Annotated in this window: 23 protein-coding genes; 10 read left to right on the top strand and 13 right to left on the bottom strand. The window is 71.7% G+C overall.

Translation table 11 applies throughout. The annotated features are described in order from the left end of the window. Nucleotides 1-63: 63 nt before the first annotated feature. Nucleotides 64-981: a hypothetical protein gene (locus ACFXPK_RS28140; protein ID WP_385079819.1), complete on the bottom strand. Its 918-nt coding sequence runs from the start codon at nt 979-981 to the stop codon at nt 64-66. A 169-nt stretch (nt 982-1,150) separates the two neighbouring features. Between ACFXPK_RS28140 and ACFXPK_RS28135 the strand changes: the two genes are divergently transcribed. The 6 genes from ACFXPK_RS28135 to cseC all read left to right on the top strand — a co-directional run bounded on the left by ACFXPK_RS28135 (nt 1,151) and on the right by cseC (nt 6,588). Next, on the top strand, nt 1,151-1,801 hold the full coding sequence (locus ACFXPK_RS28135) for a phosphatase PAP2 family protein (RefSeq protein ID WP_385005022.1): 651 nt from the start codon (nt 1,151-1,153) through the stop codon (nt 1,799-1,801). Between the two features lie 202 nt (nt 1,802-2,003). After that, entirely contained in the window at nt 2,004-2,969 is a 966-nt protein-coding gene (locus ACFXPK_RS28130; RefSeq protein ID WP_385005024.1) for an A/G-specific adenine glycosylase, read from the top strand. 162 nt (nt 2,970-3,131) lie between these two features. Beyond that, nucleotides 3,132-3,731, top strand: coding sequence for a SigE family RNA polymerase sigma factor (locus ACFXPK_RS28125; protein WP_385005026.1), 600 nt, complete (start codon nt 3,132-3,134; stop codon nt 3,729-3,731). Beyond that, the gene (locus ACFXPK_RS28120; RefSeq protein ID WP_385005028.1) at nt 3,719-4,414 is read left to right on the top strand and encodes a hypothetical protein; all 696 of its coding nucleotides are present in this window, start codon (nt 3,719-3,721) and stop codon (nt 4,412-4,414) included. The genes ACFXPK_RS28125 and ACFXPK_RS28120 overlap by 13 nt, the downstream gene beginning before the upstream one ends. Nucleotides 4,415-4,549: 135 nt before the next feature. After that, nucleotides 4,550-5,263 (top strand): two-component system response regulator CseB, encoded by a 714-nt coding sequence (gene cseB, locus ACFXPK_RS28115; RefSeq protein WP_385005030.1) that lies wholly within the window; start codon nt 4,550-4,552, stop codon nt 5,261-5,263. Beyond that, nucleotides 5,260-6,588 (top strand): two-component system sensor histidine kinase CseC, encoded by a 1,329-nt coding sequence (gene cseC / locus ACFXPK_RS28110; protein ID WP_385005032.1) that lies wholly within the window; start codon nt 5,260-5,262, stop codon nt 6,586-6,588. The genes cseB and cseC overlap by 4 nt, the downstream gene beginning before the upstream one ends. A 66-nt stretch (nt 6,589-6,654) precedes the next feature. On the opposite strand, the gene ACFXPK_RS28105 is transcribed toward cseC, so the two are convergent. Further along, nucleotides 6,655-8,325 carry an MDR family MFS transporter gene (locus ACFXPK_RS28105; protein ID WP_385079814.1) on the bottom strand — a complete coding sequence of 557 codons (1,671 nt, stop codon included), beginning with the start codon at nt 8,323-8,325 and terminating at the stop codon, nt 6,655-6,657. Nucleotides 8,326-8,470: 145 nt separating this feature from the next. Between ACFXPK_RS28105 and ACFXPK_RS28100 the strand changes: the two genes are divergently transcribed. Continuing rightward, nucleotides 8,471-9,052, top strand: coding sequence for a TetR/AcrR family transcriptional regulator (locus tag ACFXPK_RS28100; RefSeq protein ID WP_385003924.1), 582 nt, complete (start codon nt 8,471-8,473; stop codon nt 9,050-9,052). A 187-nt stretch (nt 9,053-9,239) separates the two neighbouring features. Here the strand turns inward: ACFXPK_RS28100 and ACFXPK_RS28095 are convergent, their stop codons facing one another. Beyond that, entirely contained in the window at nt 9,240-9,911 is a 672-nt protein-coding gene (locus tag ACFXPK_RS28095) for a M23 family metallopeptidase (RefSeq protein WP_385003926.1), read from the bottom strand. A 360-nt stretch (nt 9,912-10,271) separates the two neighbouring features. Between ACFXPK_RS28095 and ACFXPK_RS28090 the strand changes: the two genes are divergently transcribed. After that, entirely contained in the window at nt 10,272-10,703 is a 432-nt protein-coding gene (locus ACFXPK_RS28090; protein ID WP_385003928.1) for a trypco2 family protein, read from the top strand. Further along, a complete protein-coding gene (locus tag ACFXPK_RS28085) occupies nt 10,700-13,927 on the top strand; it encodes an NACHT domain-containing protein (RefSeq protein WP_385079810.1) in 3,228 nt (1,075 codons plus the stop codon). The genes ACFXPK_RS28090 and ACFXPK_RS28085 overlap by 4 nt, the downstream gene beginning before the upstream one ends. A gap of 96 nt (nt 13,928-14,023) precedes the next feature. Here the strand turns inward: ACFXPK_RS28085 and ACFXPK_RS28080 are convergent, their stop codons facing one another. After that, complete coding sequence (locus ACFXPK_RS28080) at nt 14,024-16,546, bottom strand: ATP-dependent Clp protease ATP-binding subunit (RefSeq protein ID WP_385003932.1); 2,523 nt, start codon at nt 16,544-16,546, stop codon at nt 14,024-14,026. Nucleotides 16,547-16,979: 433 nt separating this feature from the next. Here ACFXPK_RS28080 and ACFXPK_RS28075 point away from each other — a divergent pair, with 433 nt between their 5' ends. Further along, a complete protein-coding gene (locus tag ACFXPK_RS28075) occupies nt 16,980-17,696 on the top strand; it encodes an SCO3374 family protein (protein ID WP_385003934.1) in 717 nt (238 codons plus the stop codon). Here ACFXPK_RS28075 and ACFXPK_RS28070 read toward each other — a convergent pair. From ACFXPK_RS28070 to ACFXPK_RS28030, 9 genes are all read right to left on the bottom strand, one after another. Then, a complete protein-coding gene (locus tag ACFXPK_RS28070) occupies nt 17,675-18,010 on the bottom strand; it encodes an Lsr2 family protein (RefSeq protein ID WP_030354444.1) in 336 nt (111 codons plus the stop codon). The genes ACFXPK_RS28075 and ACFXPK_RS28070 overlap by 22 nt on opposite strands. 143 nt (nt 18,011-18,153) lie before the next feature. Then, complete coding sequence (locus tag ACFXPK_RS28065) at nt 18,154-18,693, bottom strand: amino-acid N-acetyltransferase (protein WP_385003936.1); 540 nt, start codon at nt 18,691-18,693, stop codon at nt 18,154-18,156. Between the two features lie 9 nt (nt 18,694-18,702). After that, nucleotides 18,703-19,185 carry a BlaI/MecI/CopY family transcriptional regulator gene (locus ACFXPK_RS28060; protein WP_385003940.1) on the bottom strand — a complete coding sequence of 161 codons (483 nt, stop codon included), beginning with the start codon at nt 19,183-19,185 and terminating at the stop codon, nt 18,703-18,705. Nucleotides 19,186-19,336: 151 nt separating this feature from the next. Beyond that, nucleotides 19,337-19,522 (bottom strand): hypothetical protein, encoded by a 186-nt coding sequence (locus ACFXPK_RS28055; RefSeq protein WP_385003938.1) that lies wholly within the window; start codon nt 19,520-19,522, stop codon nt 19,337-19,339. Between the two features lie 14 nt (nt 19,523-19,536). Then, nucleotides 19,537-20,172, bottom strand: a complete 636-nt coding sequence (locus ACFXPK_RS28050) for a hypothetical protein (RefSeq protein ID WP_385079821.1) — start codon at nt 20,170-20,172, stop codon at nt 19,537-19,539. 299 nt (nt 20,173-20,471) lie between these two features. After that, complete coding sequence (locus ACFXPK_RS28045; RefSeq protein WP_329822185.1) at nt 20,472-21,269, bottom strand: type III pantothenate kinase; 798 nt, start codon at nt 21,267-21,269, stop codon at nt 20,472-20,474. Continuing rightward, nucleotides 21,269-22,321, bottom strand: a complete 1,053-nt coding sequence (gene nadC / locus ACFXPK_RS28040; RefSeq protein WP_385079804.1) for a carboxylating nicotinate-nucleotide diphosphorylase — start codon at nt 22,319-22,321, stop codon at nt 21,269-21,271. Before nadC ends, ACFXPK_RS28045 begins: the two co-directional genes overlap by 1 nt. Before the next feature lie 2 nt (nt 22,322-22,323). Beyond that, on the bottom strand, nt 22,324-24,216 hold the full coding sequence (locus ACFXPK_RS28035; protein WP_385079801.1) for an L-aspartate oxidase: 1,893 nt from the start codon (nt 24,214-24,216) through the stop codon (nt 22,324-22,326). Continuing rightward, on the bottom strand, nt 24,213-24,571 hold a 359-nt coding region (locus tag ACFXPK_RS28030; protein ID WP_385079798.1), incomplete at its 5' end, for a pantoate--beta-alanine ligase. The genes ACFXPK_RS28030 and ACFXPK_RS28035, both read right to left, overlap by 4 nt.

The following is a 24,571-nucleotide window of genomic DNA, read 5'->3' as shown; positions in this document are numbered from 1 at the left end:
GGGGAAGGGATCCCGGCCGGGGCGTTCGCGTGTCCGGTGCCGTCGTGGGGCCTCTGGTCCGGGTCAGTCCTTCTCCAGGCGGATCGACTGCTGGCCCTGCTTGACCGTCGCGCCCGGCGCCACCGCCTCCACTAGGTACGTCCCGGCGCCGACCGCGCCGGCCGGCGGGGTGGCGCACCGCTCCGCGCTGCGGGCGCGGTTCCACTCGACGGTACGGGTGACGGTGCCGCCGGCCGGTACCCGGAAGAGCGCCTCGCCTGCCTGGGGGCAGTCCTTGGAGGACCAGACCCGTTCGTCGTCGGAGTCGGTGACGGTGAGGACCATGGCCTTCGGCCCGAAGTCCGCCTTGCAGGCGGTCGCCGAGGTGTTCTTGGCGGCCAGCCGGAACGCGGGCTTCTCGCCGGGGCCGTAGGCGACCTTCGTCGGGGCGAGGGTCAGCGTCAGGGAGCCGGGGGCGCAGTCCGGCAGTGCGGAACTCCCGGGCACCTGCTGGCCCGAGGTGGTCGTGCCGCCCGCGCCGGAGCCCGGACCGCCGCCGGAGGAACCCGCGGAACCGGAGGAGCCCGCGGAGCCGCCGCCGGACGACGCGCCGTCGCCGCCGCCCGCCCCGGAGCCCGCGCTGTCACCGCTCCCGTCGCCGTTCCCGCCGGAGCCCGCGCCGCCGGTGTCGCCGTTCTTGCCGCCGTCGGCGCCCGCGTCCGTACCGCCCTGGCCGCCGTCGCCCCCGTCGGCGCCCTCCGACTCGTCGCGGCCGCCCGGCTGTTCGCTGATGGCGGGGCCCGAACCGGAGGGGCCTGGGGTGATGGTCGTCGCGGGATTGGCGCCGTCGCCCTTGCCGTCGGTCTTCTTGCCACCTCCGCCCCAGGTGACGACCCATACGACCAGCAGGGCGAGCAGCGCGATCAGCGTCGCCGCTACTGCCCTCCGTCGCCAGTAGATGGTGGAGGGAAGCGGACCGACCGGATTGCGCAAAGATCCCACGGCGCAAACTGTACGAGAGATCCGCGCCAACTCCCGCCCCACATGCCGCCCATGTGCACAAGTTTTCCGGATCATCATCCCGGAGCGGCGAGTCGGGCGGCGATCTTCGACTGATGCGTATTCAGGTGGCGATTGAGGGAACTCCGGATGGCCTCGGTACGTTCTCCCCATGAACAGCAGCGCAACCAGCGGCCTCTATCGAGATGTCGTCGACTTCGCCCACTCCACCCCTTCCTGGTTCCAGTTCCTGGCGGAAATATGGACAGAAGCCGGACTGCTCTTGTTCGGGGTCCTCTTCGTCGTGATCTGGTGGCAGGCCAGACCGACCGGCTCGCGCGCCGTGGCCGTCGCGGTGCTCGCCCCGCTCGCGACCGCCTTCGCCTACGTGTGCAGCGAGGTGTCCAAATCGGTGATCCAGGAGGACCGGCCCTGCCGGACCGTCACGGGCGCCGTCTCCCTCATCCCCTGCCCGCCCGTGGGTGACTGGTCCTTCCCCAGCAACCACTCGACGATCGCCGGTGCCGCGGCGATCACCCTGGTGCTCGCCCGCCCCGTCCTCGCGTATCTGACGGTGCCGATGGCGCTGCTGATGGCGTTCTCCCGGGTCTTCGTCGGCGTCCACTACCCGCACGACGTGGCGGTGGGCCTGGTGTTCGGCGGTGTGGTGGCCACACTCGTCGTCCTGGTCGCGACCCGTCCCGTACAGCTCCTGGTCGACACGATGCGCTCCGGCAGGTCGGGGGCGGCGCTCTGGCTGGCGGGTCCCGGCGACGGCGCGCCGGTGGTGGCGCGCGGACGCCACAGCGCCGGACGGAGCTGAGCACGACCCCGGAAGAGAGACGGCCCCGGAAACGGAACGGGGCAGAGGACAAGGCGTACCTCCGGAGCGCGTCGGACCGACCGCGTGACGGCGACACCGCGCACGGGCACTGACCCGAGCGTGTGGAGCCCTCCGGCGTACTCCGGCGTACGCCTGCCTGCTGCACCGTCCGCGCGCCCGCACATGTCAGGATCGGTCTGCCATGACTGCTACCTCCGCGCACCCGACGCCCCCGCGCCACCCGTCGTCCCCGTCGCTCCCCGCCCCGGTGGACGGGACCGGTCCGGCCGCCCCGCCCTCCACCCTGCACACCCCCGTCATCGCCTGGTTCGAGACGCACGCCCGCGATCTGCCCTGGCGGCGCCCCGAGGCGGGCGCCTGGGGGGTGATGGTCAGCGAGTTCATGCTCCAGCAGACCCCGGTGAACCGGGTCCTCCCGGTGTACGAGCAGTGGCTCGCCCGCTGGCCCCGCCCCGCCGACCTGGCCGCCGAGGCGCCCGGCGAGGCGGTCCGCGCCTGGGGACGGCTCGGCTATCCGCGGCGTGCGCTACGGCTGCACGGCGCCGCGAAGGCGATAACGGAGCGGCACGGCGGTGACGTACCCCGCGAGCACGCGCAGCTCCTCTCGCTGCCCGGGATCGGCGAGTACACGGCCGCGGCGGTCGCGTCGTTCGCGTACGGGCAGCGGCACGCCGTGCTCGACACGAACGTACGGCGCGTCCTGGCCCGCGCCGTGAACGGCGTCCAGTACCCGCCCAACGCGACCACCGCCGCCGAGCGGAAGCTCGCGCGGGCGCTGCTGCCCGAGGACGCGGCGACGGCGGCGCGCTGGGCCGCCTCCTCCATGGAGCTGGGCGCGCTGGTCTGCACGGCGAAGAACGAGGGGTGCGCGCGCTGCCCCATCGCCGCGCGGTGCGCCTGGCAGCTCGCCGGGAAGCCCGCCCACGACGGGCCGCCGCGGCGCGGCCAGACCTACGCGGGCACGGACCGGCAGGTGCGCGGCAAGCTGCTCGCCGTCCTGCGGGAGGCGTCGGCGCCCGTACCGCAGAAGGCGCTCGACGCGGTGTGGGACGAGCCGGTGCAACGGGCGCGGGCCCTGGACGGGCTGGTCGCCGACGGACTGGTCGAACCCCTGGAGAACGCCCTGTACCGGCTGCCGCAGAGCTGAGCCGGGCCGGGCCGCCGTTACACAACCGATGGACAGCCGTGCGTCCTCCGACGGCTGTCCCGCACAGCCTCGTGACAAGCGCTCCGTAATTTCGGTGGCGTCAGGAAAGTGCCGTCGGGTCAGGGAACGGCACGGATGGTCACGGGGTCGGAGGCGGTTGGCATGTCGCAGGGTGAGGTGCTCGGATTCGAGGAGTACGTGCGTACCCGGCAGGAGGCTCTGCTGCGGAGCGCCCGGCGTCTCGTACCCGATCCCGTCGACGCGCAGGATCTGCTCCAGACCGCGCTGGCCCGTACGTACGGCCGCTGGGACGGCATCGCCGACAAGTCCCTCGCGGACGCCTACCTCCGCCGCGTCATGATCAACACCCGTACGGAGTGGTGGCGCGCCCGCAAGCTCGAAGAGGTCCCCACCGAGCAGCTTCCCGACGCGAGCGTCGAGGACGGCACCGAGCAGCGGGCCGACCGCGCGCTGCTGATGGACATCCTCGGAGTGCTGGCTCCGAAGCAGCGCAGCGTCGTCGTGCTGCGACACTGGGAGCAGATGAGCACGGAGGAGACGGCCGCGGCGCTCGGCATGTCGGCGGGTACGGTGAAGAGCACGCTGCACCGCGCGCTGGCACGGCTCCGCGAGGAGCTGGAGAACCGCGCGGCCGAGAGCCGGGACGCCAACACGCCTCAGAAGCCGGCGGTGGTCCGTCGTGACGCACGTGGCGGCCGGGGTGGCCGCCGGGAACGGGGGCGGGAGAGGTGCGCGGCCTGAGAGGCCCCGATCGGTCGGGGAGCGGATCGGCGGGAAACGGCCCGGAACGGACGACGGCGGAGCGCGCGCCCCTGGCGGCGGGTGGCGCGGTCCTGGCCGGGCTCGTCGCCGTCGGCCTGCTCGCGGCCGGCTGTTCGACGGGCGGTACGGGGACCCGGGACGAGGGCGCGGCCGAGAACACGCCGGTCGAGCGGGCCGCCCCCACGCACAAGGCGTCCGTGGTGCCCCCCTCCCGGACCGTCGACGCGCTGTCCCTCCTCAGGAACGACCCCAAGGTCAGCCCGCGGATCAAGGCCGACCTCAAACGGTGCGGCGAGGACACCGCCCCGGTGGACACCTCGTACGGGAACCTCACCGGCGGGGCCGCGCCCGACGTGGTGATCAACGTGATGACGTGCGGCGACGCCGTCGGCATCGGCACCTTCGTGTACCGCGAGAAGGACAAGGCGTACGAGAACGTCTTCGCCGCCGAGGAACCGGCGGTCTACTCCACGATCGACCGCGGCGAACTGGTCGTCACGCAGCAGGTGTACGCGAAGGGCGACCCGATGTCGTACCCCTCGGGCGAGGACGTGGTCACGTACATCTGGGGCGACGACAAGTTCAGCGAGCGGTACCGCGTACGCAACGACTACCGACGGTCGGTGCCCGGATCCGAGCCCTCCGTCGTCGACGGGGGCTGACGCACCCGCCCCACCGCGCACAGCTCACCGCGCACTGTTCACCGCCTCACCGCCTGTCAGCCCGCCGCACACCGCACACCGCACACCGCACACCGCACGATCCGACACCCACGACCGAGAACTGAGAGCCGCAGGATGGCCGAGACCCATGTCCTGTTCGTCGAGGACGACGACGTCATCCGCGAAGCCACCCAACTCGCGCTGGAGCGCGACGGCTTCGCGGTCACCGCGATGCCGGACGGCCTCTCCGGCCTGGAGGCGTTCCGCGCGAACCGGCCCGACATCGCGCTGCTCGACGTGATGGTCCCGGGCCTGGACGGCGTCAGCCTGTGCCGGCGGATCCGCGACGAGTCGACCGTGCCCGTGATCATGCTGTCGGCGCGCGCCGACTCGATCGACGTGGTGCTCGGCCTGGAGGCGGGCGCCGACGACTACGTGACCAAGCCCTTCGACGGCGCGGTGCTCGTCGCCAGGATCCGTGCCGTCCTGCGCCGCTTCGGCCACGCGGGCCGCCCGGCCGGGGACCCGGGGCGGCCGGGCGGTCCGGGCGGGCCCGACGAGCACGGGGTGCTCTCGTTCGGCGATCTGGAGATCGACACGGAGGGCATGGAGGTACGGCGCGGCGGCGTCCGGGTGGCGCTGACCCCGACCGAGATGCGGCTCCTGCTGGAGTTCTCGTCCGCGCCCGGCACGGTGCTCTCCCGGGACAGACTGCTGGAGCGGGTCTGGGACTACGGCTGGGGCGGCGACACCCGGGTCGTGGACGTCCACGTGCAGCGGCTGCGCACCAAGATCGGCCAGGACCGGATCGACACGGTCCGCGGTTTCGGCTACAAGCTCAAGGCATGAAGCGCCTCGCCCTGCGCACCGGCGTCAGGTGGAAGATCAGCATCGCGATCGCGGCGGTCAGCGCGCTCGTGGCGGTCGCCCTGAGTCTGGTCGTCCACAACTCGGCCCGGGTCTCCATGCTCGACAACGCGCGTGAAGTCCAGCTCGAACGACTGCTGTTCGCCCAGCGGATGTACGAGAGCACGAAGGAAGCCAAGTTCGGCACCAAGGTCGACGACCCGGCCCTGCCGCGCTCCCTGGAACGGAAGATGGCCCAGGGACGACGCGCGACCTATGTGCAGGAGGGGGAGAACGGGGTGCCCGACGTCTGGGCGGCCGTCCCGCTCGGCAACGGCACCGTGCTCTCGCTGCACAGCAAGTTCGCCGACCGTTCCAACACGATCATGAAGGACCTGGACCGGTCCCTGATCATCGGCTCGGTCTCGGTGGTCTTCGGCGGCTGCGCCCTCGGGGTGCTGGTCGGCGGCCAGCTCTCGCGCCGGCTGCGCAAGGCCGCCGCGGCGGCGGGCCGGGTCGCGCAGGGGCATACGGACGTGCGGGTCGGGGAGGCCGTGGGCGGTGTCGTACGCGACGAGACGGACGAGCTGGCCCGCGCGGTGGACGCGCTGACGGACGCGCTGAACGAGCGGATCGAGGCGGAGCGCCGCGTCACCGCGGACATCGCCCATGAGCTGCGCACCCCGGTGACGGGGCTGCTCACCGCGGCCGAGCTGCTGCCGCCGGGGCGCCCCACCGAGCTGGTGCGCGACCGGGCGCAGGCCATGCGGACCCTGGTCGAGGACGTCCTGGAGGTCGCCCGGCTCGACAGCGCCTCGGAGCGCGCGGAGCTTCAGGAGATCGCGCTCGGCGAGTTCGTCGCACGGCGGGTGGCCACGCTCAACCCCGACATCGAGGTACAGGTCGTCCACGACTCGTGGGTCAGCACCGACCCGCGCCGGCTGGAGCGCATCCTGGGCAATCTGCTGGCCAACGCCGCCAAGCACGGCGGCACCCCGGTCGAGGTCACCGTGGAGGGCCGGGTGGTACGGATACGGGACCACGGCCCCGGCTTCCCGGAGGCGCTGCTCCGCGAGGGGCCCAGCCGTTTCCGTACGGGGGCCACGGACCGCGCGGGGTACGGGCACGGTCTGGGGCTGACCATCGCCGCCGGGCAGTCCCGGGTCCTGGGCGCCCGGCTCACGTTCCGCAACGCCGCCCCGGCGGGGGCGCCGGGCAGCGGCGCGGGCGGCGCGATCGCGGTCCTCTGGCTCCCGGAGCACGCCCCGACGAACACCGGCAGCTTCCCGATGCCGCTCTTCCAGGACCTGGAGGGCCCCCGGGACTGAGCGGGACGGCTTCCGGCCCTGTCCCATGAGGCGGGACAGGGCCGGAAGCAGGGGGAGGGGTGGGGGTCAGACGGTCTGCGGGACCTTGCCGTCCACCGCGGGGACCTCGTCGGCCTCCTTCGGACCCGCGCCCCGCAGCGGGACCTCGCGGACGAAGAAGGCGACCGCGAACCCGATGACCGCGATGCCCGCGCCGAGCAGGAACGCCGAGTGCGTACCGGCGGAGACCGCCTGCTGGTACGCCTCGCGCACCATGTCCGGCAGCTTCGCCAGGCTCGCCGCGTCGAGCTGCGCGGACTGCTCCGTCACACCGGCGCCGCCGGAGCCCGCGTGGGCCGCCATCTCGTCCTGCACCTTGCCGGTGAAGAGCGCGCCCATGATCGCGGCGCCGAAGGAGCCGCCGAGCGTACGGAAGAGGGTGGTCGTGGACGAGCCGACGCCCATGTCCTTCATCTCGACGCTGTTCTGCGCCACCAGCATCGTGATCTGCATCAGGAAGCCCAGACCGGCGCCGAGCACCGCCATGTAGATGCCCGAGGTGAGCCGTGTGGTGTCCGGGCCCATCTGCGCCAGGAGGAAGAGCCCCGTGACCATCAGGCCGCTGCCCACGATCGGGAAGATCTTGTACTTGCCGGTGTTGGTGGTGATCCGCCCCACGACCAGCGAGACGAGCATCATCGACAGGAGCATCGGCAGGAGCAGCAGACCGGAGTTGGTGGCGGAGGCGCCCTGCACGGCCTGCTGGTAGAGCGGGAGGAAGAGCACCGCGCCGAACATCACGAAGCCGGTCAGGAAGCCGACGATCGACATGATCGTGAAGTTGCGGCTGCGGAAGATGTGCAGCGGCATGATCGGTTCGGCGACCTTGGTCTGTACGGCGACGAACCCGACGAGCGCGGCGACACCGACGAAGATCAGCAGCAGGATCATCCCGGAGGTCCAGGCGTAATCCGTACCGCCCCAGGTCGTGACCAGCACGATCGAGGTGATGCCGACGGTCAGCAGCCCGGCGCCGAGGTAGTCGACCTTGACCTTCTTCGAGCGGTCCCTGGCGGGCAGGTGCAGTACGGCGCTGATCATCGCGAGGGCGACGGCGCCCAGCGGCAGGTTGATGTAGAAGCTCCAGCGCCAGCCGAGGTGGTCGGTGATCGTGCCGCCGACCAGCGGTCCGCCGATCATGGCGAGGGCCATGACGCCGGCCATCATGCCCTGGTACTTGCCGCGCTCCCGGGGCGGGATCAGGTCACCGATGATCGCCATGACGCCGACCATCAGACCACCGGCGCCGAGTCCCTGGACGGCCCGGAAGCCGATGAGCTGGCCCATGTCCTGGGCCATGCCGCTGAGCGCGGAGCCGATCAGGAAGACGACGATCGAGGCGAGGAAGACGCCCTTGCGTCCGTACAGGTCGCCGAGCTTGCCCCAGATCGGGGTGGCGGCCGCCGTGGCGAGGGCGTACGCGGTGACCACCCAGGAGAGGTGGGCGAGGCCGCCCAGCTCACCGACGATGGTCGGCATCGCCGTACCGACGATCATGTTGTCGAGCATCGCGAGCAGCATCGCGATCATCAGCGCCAGCAGGACGACGCGCACGCTGCGCGGCTGCCGCCCCCCGCCGGTGGCGGCCTCGGCGGCCTCGGCGGTCGCCACGGACCCGGCGGTCGTCAGGGACCCCGTGCCGTCCCCCGTTGGTGCCGCGTCCGCGGCCTTCCCCGGCTGTTTCCCGTTCGAACTCATCGTCCCCACCGCTCCCCTGGTACATCTTGATGCCTGGTACATGTGCCGGACCGGTCACTTACTTGCCGACCGGCTAGCTGACTACACTGCGGTAAAGTAGACCTCTACTTGCCGGGCGTCAAGTAAGTTATTCGGGAGAGCAGCCATGGGCAGCACGCAGCACCCCCGGCGGGGCAACACCCGCCAGCGCATCCAGGACGTCGCGCTGGAACTGTTCGCGGAACAGGGGTACGAGAAGACCTCGCTGCGGGAGATCGCCGAACGGCTGGACGTCACGAAGGCGGCGCTCTACTACCACTTCAAGACCAAGGAAGACATCCTGATCAGCCTCTTCCAGGACCTCACACGTCCGATCGACGAGCTGATCGCCTGGGGCCAGGAGCAGCCGCCCACCCTGGAGAGCAAGCAGGAGATCCTGCACCGCTACAGCGCGGCCCTGGCGAGCGCGGCACCGCTCTTCCGCTTCATGCAGGAGAACCAGGCGACCGTACGCGAGCTGAGCGTCGGCGAGAGCTTCAAGAGCCGCATGGTCGGCCTGTTCGACCTCTTCAAGGACCCGGGCGCCTCCATGACCGACCAGGTCCGGTGCGTGAGCGCGCTCTTCACCATGCACGCGGGCACGTTCGCGCTCAAGGACGTCGAAGGAGACCCCGAGGAGAAGCGCGAGGCCATCCTGGAGGTCTCCATGGAGCTGATCACCAAGGCACACCACGGGACCACGTCCTGAGACCTGGTCCCGTGGTGGTCCCGTGGCGGGGTCACTCCCCCGCGGCCGGTGTCCCGGCGTCGGGCGCTCCGGCGCCGGATGTCCTGGCGACGGGCGCCCTGACGTCGGGCGTCGTGGCGCCGGGTGTCCTGACGCCAGGCGCCCTGACGGCAGGTGTCCTGACGCCAGGCGCCCTGACTCCGGGGTGTCACACCTTGACGCCGACGGAGCGCAGGAAGGGCACCGGGTCGACGGCCGAGCCGTAGTTCGCCGTCGTACGGATCTCGAAGTGCAGGTGCGGGCCGCTGGAGTTGCCGGTGTTGCCGGACAGGGCGATCTTCTGCCCCGTCTTGACCGACTGGCCGATCCGCACGTCGACCTTCGAGAGGTGCGCGTACTGCGAGTACGTACCGTTCTTGTGCTTGATCACGATCGCGTTGCCGTACGCGGGGCCGTCACCGGCACCGTTGGGGCCGGCCTTGACCACGGTGCCCGTGTGGGCGGCGTGGACGGCGGTGCCGACCGGCACGGCGAAGTCCTGGCCGGAGTGCTTGTGCGACCACATCGAGCCGCCACGGCCGAACTTGGCGCTCAGCGTGTACTTCTTGACGGGGTCGGTCCACGCGGCGGCCTTCTTGGCCTCGGACGCGGCCTTGCTCTGCGCGGCGCCGGCGGCCTTGGCCTGGACGGCGGCCTGCTGGTGCACGGCGGCGGCCGAGACCGAGGAACCGGCCGGGCTCGCATGGGCGTCACCGCTGGTCGCGGCGAACGCGGTCCCCGCCCCGGCCACCATCGTCACTCCGAGTCCGGCAGCCAGAACGCCGGCACGGGCACGAAGGGCGGACGGGCGGGACAGACGGGACAGGTTGCGCTGCGACATACGGGATGAACCTCCGGGCAAGAATGGTCCCGGCACTCATGCGCCGGGCTGGCCTCACCTTGGTAACCCGGACCCACTCGCATCCCAAAACACCTCATCTACGACATCTCGTCGTAGCACCGGCGGTGACCCTCGGCCTCTTGACGCCCCGCCCGCCCCGCGCACCGCACAGGCACCGCAGAGCCGGGGCTTCCTGTCGAACCGGCGGCTTCCGCACTATTCCGTCTAGTAGCGCCGAAAACGCCTGTGCGCCTTGTCACGGCGGCGGGCCCGAGGACTGTCCGTTTCGGGACCAAAGCCCCGGCCCGCGCTCTAGGCTCGGAAGCTTCGAACCAGGAACACCACCAGGGGGACACGACCATGACCACACCGGCCCACGCCCGTCCCGACGACCACGAGCACGGCTTCGACGGCATCGAACTGGCCGACGCGATCCAGTCCGTACGGGACCAGCTCATCGACGCCGCCACCCGCGCCACCGGGGCTCCCGTGGCCTTCGAGGTCGGTGACGTCCAGATGGAGTTCACGCTGGAGCTGCGCAAGGAGGTCAAGGGCGGCGCGAAGGTCAAGGCCTGGGTGGTGGAGGCCGGCGCGGACGCCTCCCGGACCTCGGGCCGCACCCACAAGGTCTCCTTCACGCTGAAGCCCCGGGACGCCCGCTCCGGCGCGCCCTGGAAGGTCGGCAACAAGGACCACGGCAGCACGGCGGGCTTCGGCGGCGGCCCGGCGGACGGCGCGGGCACAGGCGGCACCGGAGGCAGCGGCACCGGCCCGGACGGTGGCGCGCGGTGAGCGCGTCCCGCGTCGTCGCGGTCTTCGGCGAGCAGCAGGGCACGGGCGTACTCCTCACCCCACGCTCCGTGCTGACCTGCGCACACGTGGTCGGCGCCATGGACAGGACGGCGATCGCCCATCCCGGCAGCGCCGAGAGCCTCGCCGCCGAGGTCCAGTGGCGCGACGACGCCCTGGACGCCGCCCTGCTCGTCACCGACCACGACATCCTCGCCCCGGAGGTGGCCGCGCCGCTCGGCCGCCTCCGTGCCGGCACCCTCGCCACGGAGGGGCCGCTGCCGCACTGCGAGATCGTCGGCTTCCCCGACATCCAGCGGTACGGGGAGCACGGCGCCCTGGAGCTGGACCAGTACCGCGCCACCGTCCTCCCCACGGCGGGACGGCTGCGTACCGCCCTGGTCTGTGAGCTGGACCACTCGGCGGCGGCCGAGCGCGCCGACGACACCACCCCGCTCCAGGGCCTCTCCGGCTCCCCGGTCTTCGCGGGCGCCGTCCTGCTCGGCATCGTCACCCAAGTGCCCCAGGGCCGCCGCCACTTACGGGTGGAAGGCGTGCCCATGTCCCGGATCCTGGCGACGGAGAGCCCGCTCCGCAGCACGTTCCGGGTCACACCGGTGACCGATGTCCACCCACGGGACGAGCGCTTCGAGAACGAGTACGCGAAGGCCGTCAAGGCCCGCTACCGCAAGACCCGGATCTTCGGCATCGACGAACTGGGCACGAACGAGGCGACCTGGGACCTGGACACGGCCTATCTGAGCCTGGAGGCCGGCGGCCGGGAGCGGCCCTCCGGCCTGGACCGGCCCGAGCCGCACCGCCCGTCCCCGGTCCGGCCCAGCCGGATCGACAACCTGCTGGCGGACCGCCCCCGCACCCTGCTGCGCGGCGAGGCCGGCGCGGGCAAGACCACCCTGGTGTGGTGGCTGGCCGCCCACGCCGCCTGCGGCACGCTCGGCCCGGAACTGGCCGACCTCAACGGCCTGATCCCGTTCGTCGTCCCCCTGCGCACCGTGCACGCCCGGGGCACCGGGCTGCCGACCCCGTCCCGGCTCTCCTCCGTGGCGCAGATCCTGACGGACGACGCGCCTCCCGGCTGGGAGCGGCGGGTCCTGGAGGCGGGCCGGGGCTTCCTCCTGGTGGACGGCGTGGACGAGGTGCCCCCCGACGAGCGCGAGCACACCCGGGTCTGGCTGAACGAACTGCTCGACCTGTACCCCGCCACCCGCTGCCTGGCCACGGTGCGCCCGCTCGCCGTCGAGGAGGAGTGGCTGCGCTCCGGACGCTTCGACGAACTGCAACTCCTCCCGATGGGCCACGAGGACATCCAGGCGTTCGTCACGGCCTGGCACCGGGCCGCCCGTCTCGAATGCGAGACGTACGCGGACGAGAGGCGCGCCGAGGAGGAGCGCGCCGAACTCACCACGCTGGAGGCCGAGCTGCGGGCCCAGTTCGCCCAGAACGACGCCCTGCGCACCCTCGCCCAGACCCCGTTGCTCTGCGCCGTCATCTGCGCCCTGCACCGCCGCAGGGGCGGCCTCCTGCCCGACACCCGCTGGGAGCTGTACCGCTCCACGCTCGCGATGCTCCTCGGCACCCGCGACACCCAGCGCGGCATCGCCAACCCCGACGGCATCACGATGGGCTTCGAGGAGCATCTGGAGCTGTTGCAGTCCCTGGCGGTCTGGCTGGTACGGGGCGGGCAGGCGCAGCTCTCGCGCGAAGTGGCGGAGGGGCAGATCAAGGTGGCGATGCGGCGGCTGCCCCAGGTCGCCAAACAGGGCTCGGCGGCCACCGTCCTGACGCATCTGCTCAACCGCAGCGGTCTGCTCCAGGAACGCGGCGACGACGAGGTCCACTTCATCCACCGCACGTTCCAGGACTATCTGGCGGCCCGCGCCCTGGTCGAAGGCGGCTCGCTCCCCGAGCTGCTCCACAACGCCCACAACGAGCAGTGGCAGGACACCGTCCGGCTGACGGTGGGCCACTGCCGCCCCAACGAAGTCCGTTCCCTGATCGAGGGGTTGCTGGAGAACGGGGAGGGCGCCGCCGACCACGCCGAGCGCGCGACCCTGTACACGCTCGCGGCCCGCTGTCTCCTCGACACGGTCGTGGTCGACGAGACGGTCGGCGAGATGGTCGCCGCCCGGATCCGCACCCTGCTGCCGCCGCGCGACGCGACCGGCGTGGAGCTGCTGGCGTCGCTGGGCGGTTATGTCCTGCCCTTCCTCCCCGAGCCGTCCTCGCTGGACCCGGTGGAGGCCACGTATGTCACCGAGCTGATCTGCGAGATCGGGGGCAGCGAGGCCGTCCCCCACGCGAAGCGGTACGCGCTGTACGACAGTTCCGAAGTACGGTCGCGGCTCGCCAACAGCTGGTCGCGCTTCCCCGCGAAGGAGTTCGGCGGTGAAGTCCTCGCCCTGCTCCCGCTCGCCGAGGCGGACGTCCTGGTCGACCGCGCCGACCAACTCCCCCTGCTCAGGGAGCTGGCCCCGTTCGACACCCTCACGCTCCGGGGCGATTTCTCGGCGGCCCGGCTCCGCCGCGACCTGGCCGGTGTGGAGGTCGGCCAGGTGTACGTGTCGGCGAACGGGGCGCTCGACGACCTGTCCTTCGTCCGGGGGCTGCCCACTCTGAGGCAGCTCACCACGATCGACTGTCCGGCGGTCACCAACCTCACGCCGCTGAAGAAGACCGGCATCGATCTGCTCAATCTGAGCCTGCACGGCATCACCCAGACACAGCTCGCGTCGATCCGGTCCATCCCGAACCTCACCGCGCTGCTGCTCCGCTACCGGAGCACATCCACGGCGCGCAAGCTGCCCGCCGCACATCCGCAGGTGATCGCACTCGATGTCGAGTGCCTGAAGCGGATCGACCTCTCCACGCTGCGGATGTGGCCGTCGCTCCGCTATCTGACGCTGGAACTCGACTCCTGCACCTGGCTGGTCCGTGGCCGGCGTACCGTCACCCCGGCCCCGCAGATCAGGATGCTGGAGCTGCGTCTCAGGGCCGACCACGCCGGGGTGGAGCAGATCGCCGCCGCCTTCCCCGCTCTCGCGGAGCTGGAAATCGTCTCCGCCGTATCGCGGGTCCAGGAGCTGGACCTCACCCCCCTGCACGCCCTCCCCGGGCTGCGGGTCACCGTCTCGTCGGAGTGGCCCGGCGTCCTGCCCACCCTTCTCGGCGCCGAGCCCTTGGGCGACCGCCTGACCGTAGAGGGCTAGGACATACGGAAAAAGGGGCTGCCCCGGACCCGTGTCGAACGGTCCGGGGCAGCCCCTTCGGGCACTCAGCCCGGCATCACGCGCGCAGAGCGCCCGTCACGCCTCCTTCGTCAGGTTCGGGCCGCCGCCCGCCGCCTGCTCGATCGGGGGGACGTCCGGCAGCGGGGACTTCTCCTCGCCGCGGAAGGTGAACTTCTTCGCGTCACCCTCGCCCTCCGTGTCCACGACCACGATGTGACCGGGGCGCAGCTCACCGAAGAGGATCTTCTCGGAGAGGATGTCCTCGATCTCCCGCTGGATCGTCCGGCGCAGCGGCCGGGCGCCCAGGACCGGGTCGTAGCCCTTCTTCGCGAGCAGCGACTTGGCGTTGGGGCTCAGCTCCAGGCCCATGTCGCGGTCCTTGAGACGCTCGTCCACCTTGTCGACCATGAGGTCGACGATCTGGATGATGTCTTCCTCGGTGAGCTGGTGGAAGACGACCGTGTCGTCGACACGGTTGAGGAACTCGGGCCGGAAGTGCTGCTTCAGCTCTTCGTTGACCTTGTTCTTCATCCGGTCGTAGTTCGTCTTCGTGTCGCCCTGCGCCGCGAAGCCCAGGTTGAAGCCCTTCGAGATGTCCCGCGTCCCGAGGTTGGTCGTCATGATGATGACCGTGTTCTTGAAGTCCACGACCCGGCCCTGGGAGTCGGTCAGACGACCGTCCTCCAGGATCTGGAGAAGGGAATTGAAGATATCGGGGTGGGCCTTCTCGACCTCGTCGAAGAGAACGACGGAGAACGGCTTCCTGCGGACCTTCTCGGTGAGCTGGCCGCCCTCTTCGTATCCCACGTAACCGGGGGGAGAACCGAAGAGACGGGAAACCGTGTGCTTCTCGCTGAACTCCGACATGTCGAGAGCGATCAGCGCGTCCTCGTCGCCGAAGAGGAATTCGGCGAGCGTCTTCGACAGCTCGGTCTTACCGACACCGGACGGACCGGCGAAGATGAACGAGCCACCGGGGCGCTTCGGGTCCTTCAGACCCGCTCGCGTACGGCGGATCGCCTGCGAGAGCGCCTTGATGGCGTCCTTCTGGCCGATGACGCGCTTGTGCAGCTCGTCCTCCATGCGGAGCAGCCGGGAGGACTCCTCTTCCGTGAGCTTGAAGACCGGGATGCCCGTGGCCGTCGCCAGGACCTCGGCGATCAGCTCTTCGTCCACCTCGGCGACGACGTCCATGTCGCCGGCCTTCCACTCCTTCTCCCGCTTGGTCTTCGCGGCGAGGAGCTGCTTCTCCTTGTCACGGAGAGAGGCGGCCTTCTCGAAGTCCTGGGAGTCGATGGCCGACTCCTTGTCGCGGCGGACTCCGGCGATCTTCTCGTCGAACTCGCGGAGGTCCGGCGGCGCGGTCATCCGGCGGATGCGCATCCGGGAGCCGGCCTCGTCGATCAGGTCGATCGCCTTGTCCGGCAGGAAGCGGTCCGAGATGTAGCGGTCGGCCAGCGTCGCGGCGGCGACCAGCGCGGAGTCCGTGATGGACACGCGGTGGTGCGCCTCGTAACGGTCGCGCAGACCCTTCAGGATCTCGATCGTGTGCGGCAGCGACGGCTCCGCGACCTGGATCGGCTGGAAGCGGCGCTCCAGGGCCGCGTCCTTCTCCAGGTGCTTGCGGTACTCGTCGAGCGTGGTCGCACCGATGGTCTGGAGCTCACCGCGGGCCAGCATCGGCTTCAGGATGCTGGCGGCGTCGATCGCGCCCTCGGCGGCGCCGGCACCCACGAGGGTGTGCAGCTCGTCGATGAACAGGATGATGTCGCCGCGGGTGCGGATCTCCTTCAGGACCTTCTTCAGGCGCTCCTCGAAGTCACCGCGGTAGCGGGACCCGGCGACGAGCGCGCCGAGGTCGAGGGTGTAGAGGTGCTTGTCCTTGAGGGTCTCGGGCACCTCGCCCTTGACGATGGCCTGCGCCAGTCCCTCGACGACCGCCGTCTTGCCGACGCCGGGCTCGCCGATGAGGACCGGGTTGTTCTTGGTACGGCGGGACAGCACCTGCATGACCCGCTCGATCTCCTTCTCGCGCCCGATGACCGGGTCGAGCTTGGATTCGCGGGCCGCCTGGGTGAGGTTCCGGCCGAACTGGTCGAGGACCAGGGACGTGGAGGGCGTGCCCTCCGCAGGACCGCCCGCTGTGGCGGCCTCCTTGCCCTGGTAGCCGGAGAGCAACTGGATGACCTGCTGCCGCACCCGGTTGAGATCGGCGCCCAGCTTCACGAGGACCTGGGCGGCGACGCCCTCGCCCTCGCGGATCAGGCCGAGCAGGATGTGCTCGGTGCCGATGTAGTTGTGGCCGAGCTGAAGGGCCTCGCGGAGCGACAGCTCCAGGACCTTCTTGGCACGGGGGGTGAAGGGGATGTGCCCGGACGGGGCCTGCTGGCCCTGGCCGATGATCTCCTCCACCTGCTGGCGGACCGCCTCGAGCGAAATCCCGAGGCTCTCCAGGGCCTTAGCGGCGACACCCTCACCCTCGTGGATAAGGCCCAGGAGGATGTGCTCGGTGCCGATGTAGTTGTGGTTGAGCATCCGGGCTTCTTCCTGAGCCAGGACGACAACCCGCCGCGCGCGGTCGGTGAACCTCTCGAACATCGTTAATCGCTCCTCAGAGCGGTCAGGCAGTAAAGGGGTCGGTCCCCTCCCTGTCCTTCCGCAGCTTAGTCCCGCAAGCGGGGACCGCTCATTCCAACTGCCGACTACCTGTCCCAGGCTCCCAGCCCCGAACGCCGGACAACACCTTCAACCTGATGGTGGGAGACGATGTTCCCGCAGGCCAGGCATATACCCCCCGCATCACTACGCCGATGGCGAACGCGGGACGCCAGGAACCGCGTGTCGCCCCTTCCCACTAGGAATGTCTTACCCGCTCCCACCGACACTCCATGCGGCGCGCCCCGTTTCACTCCGCTACGGGCGAACACCCTTGCGCTCCCCCGCGCGCCCGCACGCCCCCGAATCGAGGACTGTGCGCGACGGTACGCGTACCGAGCGTAACTCCGGGCGGCAGTCGGGAGTTTCCCGGGGTATGGCTCCGACCGTACCCCCACCCCGCGCCCCGTCCGACGACGGCCGCGGCCCCCGGCACACGCGGTGCGCGCGGCCGTACGCACCGTGGCGCGAGGAGCGGTACGAGGAGTGGTACGAGGACGGGCTCGGCTGGCCGACCGCGTCCGGGCCGCCGCTCCGACTGCTCACCGGGGTCCGGTTCGACGTGCTGGAGCTGCCGGCCGACGCGGGCGCCGCGCTGCTGCGGCGGACCGGCCCGACGGGCGGTCCGGTGGCGCTCAGCGGCTGTGGCGGTCTGGTCCGGCTGCTGGTGGCCGAGGGGAGCGCGGACGAGCTGCCCGGACTGCTCGACTGGCTGGACTGGGGCGGTATCGCCCTGGGGCTGACGGCGCTCGGCGCGGGCGGGCGGATGGCCGCCCCCGTACCGGCGGTCCCTCCGGCGGCCGGCTCCCCGGCCGGGTCCGGCGCCTCACGGGGCGCCGCTCCCCCGCGGCCGACGGGCGGCGCGGCCGAGGGGGCCGCCAGATGGCTGCGGCCCCCCGAGCCCGGACGTGAGGTGGAACCGACGCTGCCGGCGCTCACACTCTCCGGACGGGGGGACGGTGACGGGGGCAGGGGTGGGGGTGCCCCCGATCTCGTACGGCTCGTGGCCGCGGCGGCCACGGAGTGCCACCGGGCCCGCCTGCTGCGCGGAAATGTGTTCCGTGCGAATACTCAGCCGTTGGCCTTCTCGTAGGCTTCACGGATCTCGGCGGGAACACGGCCGCGGTCGTTGACGCTGTAGCCGTTCTCCTTCGCCCACTTGCGGATTTCGGCGGTGTCCTTGTTGCCACCGGCCGCCACACGGCCCTTGCCACGGCTGCCCGCGGCGCGGCCACCGGTACGCCGGCCACCCTTGGTGTACGGATCGAGGAGACCCCGCAGCTTGTCCGCATTGGCCGTGGTGAGGTCGATCTCGTAGGTCTTGCCATCCAGAGCGAACGTCACCGTCTCGTCCGCCTCGCCGCCGTCGAGGTCATCGACAAGAAGGACCTGAACCTTCTGTGCCACCGGATTTCCTTTCATCGAAAATGCAGTACGCGGAAAGGAAACCGCTTTTCTCAGGAAAACACAAACCCCCGGGAGAGGTTCACAGCCGCAACAGGACGGGAAACGTGCGCGATTCGGACATAGAGCGCTGCGGAGTCGAACGATCACAGATGCAGAAGCATCCGGCTGTTGCCCAAGGTGTTCGGCTTCACCCGTTCGAGACCGAGGAACTCGGCAACACCCTCGTCATAGGAACGCAGCAGCTCTCGGTAGACATCTCGCCCGACCGGGGTCTCACCGATCTCCTCGAAGCCCCGCCTTGCGAAGAACTCGACTTCGAAGGTCAGGCAGAATACCCGGCGCACTCCGAGCCAGCGGGCCGTCTCCAGCAACTTGTCCAGCAGAAGATGTCCGGCCCCGGCCCCCTTGACCGCAGGATCAACGGCGAGTGTGCGCACTTCGGCGAGGTCCTCCCACATCACGTGCAAGGCGCCGCAGCCGATGACGCTCGCGTCCGCGTCGCGTTCCGCGACCCAGAACTCCTGGATGTCCTCGTAAAGGGTCACCGGCGCTTTGTCGAGCAGGATGCCTTCGCTCACGTAAGGGTCGACGAGACGCCGGATCGCCGGTACATCCCTGGTCCTGGCCCGCCGGACGGTGAGGGTATTTGCTTCGGCATTGGGAACGGGTGGCACTGAGGGCATGACCGGACGCTATCGCCCCGGCCCGGAACCCCTGTCGGCGCCCTCTCCCGACCGGTCCTCCGCGGCTTCCGGGGCTTCGGGCGCTTCCGCGGGGGCGTGCAGGGGTTCCGGGACAACGGGCACGTCGGGGCCGCTCACCCGGACCATACGGACGGCGTCCTCAAGGGCCTGGCGCTGCTCGGCCGACATCATGCCGAAGAAGGCGACGAGGGCGGCGGCCGGGTTGTCGCTCTTCGACCAGGCTTCGTTCATCAGGGCCGCGGCGTAGGCGGCGCGGGTGGAGACCGCCGTATATCGATAGGCGCGGCCGTCCACTTCCCGGCGTACCCAGCCCTTCTGATGGAGATTGTCCATTACGGTCATGACGGTGGTGTAGGCGATGGACCGTTCCCGCTGAAGGTCTTCGAGGACTTCCCGGACGGTGACCGGACGGTTCCATTGCCAGACGCGTGTCATGACGGCGTCTTCCAGGTCTCCCAATTGACGGGGCACCCCGCCACCATAGTGCGAGATGTCCGAATGGCCGGTTATTGACGTAACAAAAAGGACGTACGACTGGGTTTCAGTCGTACGTCCGTACAGCCGTACGCGGGATTCGTACGCGGCTTCCGCACGCGTCCGGCCGCCGCGGGGGCGGAACGCGTCAGGCGCGGCGCGCTTCCGGGGTGCCGCCGTGCCCGGCGGCCTCCGCGCGGGCCAGGGCCGCGTCGACGGCCGCGTCCTCCTTGGCCTTGTTGGGGCCGCCCTGGCTCTTGACGATCGTCCTGACCAGGAGGGTGAAGAACGTGGCCATGACCACGGGGGGCAGCAGCGCGGAGACGTAGTCCATGGAAGCCAGAGTATCTAGCCGACGGCGAGCCGCTCCGGCGGGGGCGCGGGTCTGCGGCGGGACGGGAAGACCTCGGACGGCTTGGGCATCGGCTTGTCGGGGGCGGGGCGCCGCGGCTCGGCCGGCTCCGCCGGCTTGGCGGGCCGGGGGGCGGGCTTGGCGGGCTCCCGGGGCTCGCGCGCCGGTTCGTCGGCCGCCCGGCCGCCGGGCAGCGCGAGGAGCCGGGTGCGGGGCGCGGGGGCCGTGCGCGGGGCGGGAGCCGTGCGGTGCCCCGCGCCCAGCGCCGCGAAGCGGGACCGTACCGAGCGTTCGGCGAGCCGTCGGCAGTGGTCGAGCAGGGCCGCCGCGGCCGGGTTGCCCCGCAGGGCGCGCAGCGCGGCGAGGTCGTCGGGGCCCGGCGACCAGCCGGTGGCCAGGGCGTCCTGGAGCAGTTCGAGGTAGCCGGCGACGGAGCCGGGCAGCGCCTGGCGGTAGCGGGCCAGATCGGCGACGAGGAACGCCCGCATCCGCCCCGCCTCGCGTACCGCCTCGTCCACGGACTCGGCGAGCCGCAGGCAGTCCTGGACGTCTTCGCGCGGGAGCGGGGCGGGGTGCAGGGCGGTGGCGAGGGCACGTCGGAGCACACACAGCTCGTCAGCGCCGAACGCCATGCCGCCGCGGGATCCGTAGGGCGTGGGCATGGGGCGACAGTACGCGCCAAAGGGACAAAATCCGCTTAATACCCCACTTCGGGCGCGCCCGGACCGCCGTGTGGTGCGCCTGGGCCGCTGCGGAGGGCCGTCAGGGCCCGTGAAGGTGGTCCAGGGGCCCCGGCAGGGGCGCCCCGGTCCCGTCCCGGCGGAGCGGCCCCTCCCGGCGGAGCGGCCCGGAGCGGCCCGGGACGGGTCCGGGGCGGCCCAGGGCGGCCCGGGACGGGTCCGGGGCGGCCCAGGGCGGCCCGGGAAGCGGCTCACATGCGGGAGACGTTGCGTTCGTACACGAGGCGCAGGCCGATCAGGGTCAGCCACGGCTCGTGCTCGTCGATCACGGACGCCTCGCCCAGGACCATCGGCGCGAGGCCGCCGGTCGCGATGACCGTCACCTCTTCCGGATCGTCGGACAGCTCGCGCGCCATGCGCGACACCACACCGTCGACCTGGCCCGCGAAGCCGTACAGGATGCCCGACTGCATCGCCTCGACGGTGTTCTTGCCGATCACGCTGCGCGGGCGGGCCAGCTCGATCTTGCGGAGCTGCGCGCCCTTGACGCCCAGCGCCTCGACCGAGATCTCGATGCCGGGCGCGATGACCCCGCCCGTGTACTCGCCGCGCTCGCTGACCGCGTCGAAGGTCGTCGCCGTACCGAAGTCGACGACGATCGCGGGGCCCCCGTACAGCTCGACCGCGGCGACCGCGTTGATGATGCGGTCGGCGCCGACCTCCTTGGGGTTGTCCATCAGGATCGGCACGCCCGTCTTGATGCCGGGCTCCACGAGGACGGCGGGCACGTCGCCGTAGTAGCGGCGGGTCACCTCGCGCAGCTCGTGCAGGACGGAGGGGACCGTGGAGCAGATCGCGATGCCCTCGATGCCGTCGCCCAGTTCCTCGCCGAGCAGCGGATGCATGCCCATCAGGCCCTGGAGGAGGACGGCGAGTTCGTCGGCGGTGCGGCGCGCGTCGGTGGAGATGCGCCAGTGTTCGACGATCTCCTCCCCGTCGAACAGACCGAGGACGGTGTGGGTGTTGCCCACGTCGATGGTGAGCAGCATCAGGCGCCGACCTCGCGCAGGTCCAGGCCGATGTCGAGGATCGGGGAGGAGTGCGTCAGCGCGCCGACCGCGAGGAAGTCGACGCCCGTGTCCGCGTAGGCGCGGGCGTTGTCGAGCGTGAGCCGGCCCGAGGACTCCAGGAGCGCGCGGCCCGCGACGACGGAGACGGCCTCGGCGGTCTCGGCCGGGGTGAAGTTGTCCAGGAGGATCAGATCGGCGCCCGCGTCCAGGACTTCGCGGACCTGGTGCAGGGTGTCGACCTCCACCTCGACCGGCAGGTCGGGGGTGCCCAGTTCCTCCAGGGTGGCCCGTACGGCCTTGAACGCCTCGGCGACGCCACCCGCGGCGACGACGTGGTTGTCCTTGACGAGGGCCGCGTCGGAGAGCGACATCCGGTGGTTGACGCCACCGCCGCACCTCACCGCGTACTTCTCCAGGGCGCGCAGCCCCGGTGTGGTCTTGCGGGTGTCGCGGACCTTGGCGCCGGTGCTTTCGAGCGCGTCGGCCCACGCGCGCGTGGCCGTCGCGACGCCGGAGAGCCGGCACAGGAGGTTGAGCGCGCTGCGTTCGGCGGTGAGCAGATCGCGGGTGCGGGTGGTGACACTGAGCAGCTTCTGGCCCGCTTCGACGCGGTCGCCGTCCAGGACGTGCCGCTCGACCTCGAACTCCTCCGTGCAGACGAGGGAGAGGACGGCCTCGGCGATGTGCAGTCCGGCGACCGTGCCGCTCTCGCGGGCGGTGAAGTCGGCGGTGGCGACGGCGTCCTCGGGGACGGTCGCCAGGGTCGTCACGTCCACGCCGTGGTCGAGGTCCTCCTCGATGGCGACATGGGCGATGTCCTCGACCTGGACGGGGTCGAGACCGGCGTCGGCGAGGAGCTGGGCGAGGGCGGGGTCGAGCCCGCACTCCAGGTCCGCGGGGTCGTACCCGTCCTCGTCGCCGCAGCCGCAGTGGTCACCGCAGCCGCCCGCGGAGGCTCCTGCGGGGGCGCCGATCTGGATGAGCGGTACGTCCACGGGCTCGGGGCGCGGACTGTCTTCGGGCGTGCTCACGGTTACGGCTCCCTGGGGGCGTTGGCTGGACGTGGGGGTACGTCGGAATCCGGGACGGCGGTGGGGACGGCGTCGGACGGGGCGACGTGGGAGGGGTCGGTGTACGGGGCGTCGGCGGGCGGGGCGTCGACGGGCGGGGCGTCGACGGGCGGGAAGGCGGCCGTCTCGGTGCGGCGCAGGACCAGGCCGCGGCCGGGTGCGAGCCGGGCGACGAGATGGGTGCGCCAGTCGGTGTCGTCGCGCTCGGGCCGGTCCTCGCGCCAGTGGCAGCCGCGGGTCTCCGCACGCTCCAGGGCGGTGGCGACCAGGACGCGCGCGACGCAGAGGAGGTTCGTCGTCTCCCAGGCGTCGACCCCGGGGACGGCGGCCTTGCCGGGGGATCCGGCGGGCTGTCCGGTGCCGCCCGCCTCGGGGGCCGGCGCCTGCCGGGACACCGCGTCCAGGGCCGCCGCGGCGGCTTCGAGGCTGGCGGCCGACCGGAGCACACTGGCGCCCAGGGACATGACGCGCTGGATGCCGGCGCGGGCCTCGGGGGCGATCAGCGGGACATGGAGGGTGCCGGCCGGTTCGACCGGTACGGGGGCGGCCTCGTCGGGCCCGCGCCGGGGTACGGCGCCCTCGGCCCCGCGCGCGGCGCCCTCCGCGATGTCGGCGGCGATGCGCTCCGCGAAGACCAGGCCCTCCAGAAGGGAGTTGGAGGCCAGCCGGTTGGCTCCGTGGACCCCCGTGCAGGCGGCCTCGCCGCTCGCGTACAGGCCCGGGACCGTCGTACGGCCGCGCAGGTCCGTACGGATCCCCCCGGAGGCGTAGTGGGCGGCGGGGGCGACCGGGATCGGCTCGGTGACCGGGTCGATGCCGTGGGAGCGGCAGGCGGCGAGGATCGTCGGGAAGCGGGTCTCCCACATCTCGGCGCCGAAGTGGCGGGCGTCGAGATACATGTGCGTGGTGTCCTGCTCCCGCATCCGGCGCGTGATCGCCTTGGCGACGATGTCGCGGGGGGCCAGCTCGGCCAGCTCGTGGAGGCCGAGCATGAAGCGGACGCCGTCGGCGTCGACGAGATGGGCGCCCTCGCCCCGTACCGCCTCGGAGACCAGCGGCTGCTGGCCCTCGGCCCCGGCGCCGAGGAAGAGCACCGTCGGGTGGAACTGCACGAACTCCAGGTCGGAGACCTCCGCGCCCGCGCGCAGCGCCAGCGCCACGCCGTCGCCGGTGGAGACCGGGGGGTTGGTCGTCGCGGAGAAGACCTGGCCCATGCCGCCGGTGGCGAGGACCACGGCGGGGGCGTGGACGGCGCCGACGCCGTCGTGCTGCCCCTCGCCCATGACATGGAGGGTGACGCCCGACGTACGGCCCTGTCCGTCCGTCAGGAGGTCCAGCACGAGCGCGTTCTCGACGGTGCGCAGGGCGGCGGCGCGGACGGCCGCGACCAGGGCGCGGGAGATCTCGGCGCCGGTGGCGTCGCCGCCCGCGTGGGCGATACGGCGGCGGTGGTGGCCGCCCTCGCGGGTGAGCTGCAGTTCGCCGGCGGCCGAGGTGTCGAAGTGCGCGCCGGTGTCGATGAGACGGCGCACGGCGGCCGGGCCCTCGGTGACGAGGGTGCGGACGGCCTCCTCGTCGCAGAGTCCGGCGCCCGCCACGAGCGTGTCGTCGAGGTGCTGCTCGGGGGTGTCCCCCTCGCCGAGGGCGGCGGCTATGCCGCCCTGCGCCCAGCGGGTGGAGCCGTCGTCCAGCCGTGCCTTGGTGACGACGACGGTACGCAGTCCGGCGGCGGTGCAGCGCAGGGCGGTGGTGAGTCCGGCGACGCCGGAGCCGACCACGACGACATCGGCGTCGACGGCCCAGCCGGGGGCGGGGGCGGTCAGCCGTATTCCGGTTCCGGTCGGGCGTCCGGTCACTGGGGGGCTCCGAAGGTCAGGGGGATGTTGTCGATCAGCCGGGTGGTGCCGACCTTCGCGGCCACGACGAGGACCGCCTCGCCGGTGTGGGCGTCGGAGACCTCGGTGAAGTCGGCGGGGTCCACGAGGGCGAGGTAGTCGAGGTCCAGCGGCGGTACGGCGCGGGCGGCGTCGGCGAGGACGGCCCGGGCGGCGGCGCGTACGGCGTCCGCCCCGCAGGGCCGGTACGGCGCGGGGGCCGCGGCGGGCTCCGTGCCGTCGGGGGTGCGGGCGGCGGCCACCGCGTGGGCGTCGGCGGCGAGGCGCGGCTCGCCGAGGGCGGAGAGGCGGGCGGCGCGGGCGCCGGGCGCCGGGG

This window comes from Streptomyces sp. NPDC059142, from assembly GCF_042755665.1.
Taxonomy (GTDB): Bacteria; Actinomycetota; Actinomycetes; order Streptomycetales; family Streptomycetaceae; genus Streptomyces.
This window is presented reverse-complemented; position numbering and strand designations above follow the sequence as displayed.